General features: G+C 45.4%; 1 protein-coding gene and 1 pseudogene. Both read left to right on the top strand.

From position 1 onward, the window contains the following. Positions 1-284, top strand: a pseudogene (locus tag QUA58_RS30750) (calcium-binding protein); the annotation flags it as partial. A gap of 648 nt (positions 285-932) precedes the next feature. Further along, the coding region (locus tag QUA58_RS30745) for a DUF4347 domain-containing protein (protein WP_333397918.1) at positions 933-3182 on the top strand (2250 nt) is incomplete at its 3' end.

Here is a 3182-nt window from a genome sequence, read left to right as displayed (position 1 = left end):
ATGACTGGCTGTTTGGTGATGGGGGAGATGATACTTTGATTGGGGGTATTGGGAATGATCGCTTTGTGTTAAGCGCTCATAGCGGTATTGATACTGTGCTCAATTTTTCTGTAGGAACTGATAAGTTTGTCCTGGCTGGTGGCTTGAGTTTTGAGGCTTTGCAAATTCACCCGATGGCGAAGGGCGCACTGCTACAAGTTGCGGCTACGGGCGAGGTCTTGGCTCAGGTTTTTGGTGCTGATAATACTATTACTTCTCTGGATTTTCTCACTCTTTCTCCTTAATACCACAGCCCATTAAATTCGCTACATTTTTCCTAAAATTATAGCAACTCGGTTTGTTAAACAAACCGAGTTGCTATAATTTGTGATAAAAAATATCAAGCCGATGAATTATTGGTGATTCGACTTGCTGACGACCCTAAAATTGGTTGTTGGTGAGTCATTCATTCTTGACAAAAGCCAGAAACCGAAGTTGATAACTACAAAATTTATAACCATTTTTTGAGGGAAGTATAGATTATCTGACATTTGGCTGATTGACAGCCCTAAAATGGGTTTTTGATAAAGAATTAAGTCTTATTAAAAATCTTAAAGCTAAGCTTTATTTACTACAAATACGAAGGTATGTCAACTGCATTTAGGTAAACAAATATCGAATTAAAAGGTAGATATTCGTAGATTGCGATTGTTTTTTTCTGATTGTAAAATAATTTAGCACCACGTCTGAATTGGCTAAAAAACCCCTAATTTACCAGGTAAATACAGCTAACTGCTACTTTAGGAAGATGTCGCGCCCAAAAAAAACGAAGTAAATAGAACTTGTTAAGTATGCGAATCGAGAAATTACCAATTAGAGATTTCCATTGGCAATTAACAATAATATCTACCACTGAAGATTGACAATTAACAAATCAAGGAGCCATCTAACTCATGAAAAATTTATGGTGCAACTACTCTTCGCCAATTCACAAATCAAGTTGCGATCGCCGCGACACCGACTGCATAAAAGCTTCTTTGATTGGGGCGCAGTTAGTCAGTGATCGGGCGATCTGTATTTCCTGTTTAACAAAAGCGACTTGGGGCGTCAAGACTAAACCTAAAAAACATTTAGTTTGCATCGACCCGAGGGTAGAGAATTATCAGCATCTTGTCAGCGGAGTCAAACCAGGGACAGAGATAATTGTCCTGGATCGAACTCTGGACGGAGTAGAACAAATTACAGAAATTCTAGCTAAACGCAGCTTAATTGCCAGCCTTCAGATTGTTGCTCACGGCAATGAAGGTTCTGTGCAACTGGGGTCAACTGTACTGAAAGATGAAAACTTACCAAAGTACGATCGGCATTTGCAGCAGTGGCGAAATGCCTTCAGCGAAAAAGCCGATATTTTATTATTAGCGTGCAGGGTTGGGGCTGGAAAATCAGGGATTGCTTTCGTGCGGAAGCTGAGAGAATTAACAGGGGCAAATATAGCCGCTGCCAACAATCTAATTGGCAGTGCAAAATTAGGAGGAAACTGGCAATTAAATGTTACAGCAGGACGAGTAAAAACCGCAATAGCCTTTGAAACAAAAACCCAGGAAACTTACAGTTCTGTCCTCGCGACTTTAGTTGACGAAACTTTTCAAGACGTAAGTCTAACAGGGCCTTGGATATCTGGGTCCAACGGCATGTCAGAGGCTCCAGCTTTAACATCAGGAACCGGATCGGAGAATTTTCCGGGTTTGAACATCGACCCGCCCGGCACCGGGGCTTTGAGATTAACTTCAAGAAATTTTGACCAATCTACTTTTGCCATCTATAACAGTTCGGTACCAGTCAGCAGTGGCCTGAAAATTGTCTTCGATATATTTACCTACAACGGCACTTCACGTCCTCCGGTTTCAGCCAATTTGACAGGGGACGGCACAAGTTTCTTTTTAATTGACGGTACTGTGACGCCAACAATAGCTGGAGGCTATGGAGGTTCTCTCGGCTACGCCCAAAATACAGATACAAATCAGCCCGGTTTACGGGGAGGTTATTTAGGAATTGGATTTGATGAATTCGGAAATTTTTCAAGTGAAGAGAGAGGGCGTGTAGGCGGAGTTGGGGCGAGACCAGATTCGGTAACGCTTCGAGGTCGCGAATCTACGCAATATCAGTTTTTAACTTCTACGTTTGTGCCGCAGGGAATAGATAATATTCCCGATACCGTAAATCCTCTGCCTCCAAACGGGCCGAACAACACCATTACTAGCATTCGGGAACTAGCCAGAAGAAGAGTTCAAGTTATTTTGGAACCTCCCACTTCTGCAACGCCAAACCGTCTCACTGTTAACTTTGATCTCAACAATAATGGTTCGTTTACAGATGTGGGCGAGACTATTATCGACATTGCCAATTTAGAGGCAATAAACGGGCCAATCCCGCAAACATTCAAATTTGGTTTTGCTGGTTCAACGGGAGACGCAACAAATATTCACGACGTTCGCACTTTGTCGATCCAAACTATAGACGTGCCGCTTACTACAGCAGATGTTGCGACAACGAAAAAAGGCCCGCCCGCTGCGGCACCGGGCAGCAGCATTACTTACACAATTACGACAGTAAATAATGGCCCGAACCCGGCTGAAAACGTGCTGGTTGAAGACCAACTGCCCCGAGGGGCAGTATTTGGCAGTGCCGACGGCGACGGCACTTTCAACCCGACAACGAGACTGGTCACCTGGCCAACCATTCCGAATTTACCTGTTGGGGCCACAGCCACCCGCACCGTAACTGTTACGACCCCAACTACACTCGGCCCTATTACCAACAGTGTATTCAGCAGCAGCAGTACGATCGATCCTGTACCCGGTAACAACAGCGGCAGCAGCCCGGATGCGAGAGTAACGACCACTATTACGAACGATAGCGCCGATGTAGTGACGCTCAAAACCGGGCCCGCTACTGCGATCGCCGGATCGACTGTCACCTACACAATTACCGCAGCTAACAGTGGGCCGAGTCCGGCAGCCAATGTGGCGATCGCCGATAGCATTGTGGCGGGTTTAACAGGAGTCAGCGTCTCCGAGGGCGGAACTTACAACGAAACTACAGGTATTGTGACTTGGCCAGCGATCGCATCCCTAGCCAGCGCAGCCAGCACCAACAGAACCGTCCGTTTCGCAGTTCCCGCCACCGGCGGCCCCATCGCCAAC

Origin of the sequence: Microcoleus sp. N9_A1, assembly GCF_036701795.1 — a bacterium.
Classification (GTDB): domain Bacteria; phylum Cyanobacteriota; class Cyanobacteriia; order Cyanobacteriales; family Microcoleaceae; genus Microcoleus.
This window is presented reverse-complemented; position numbering and strand designations above follow the sequence as displayed.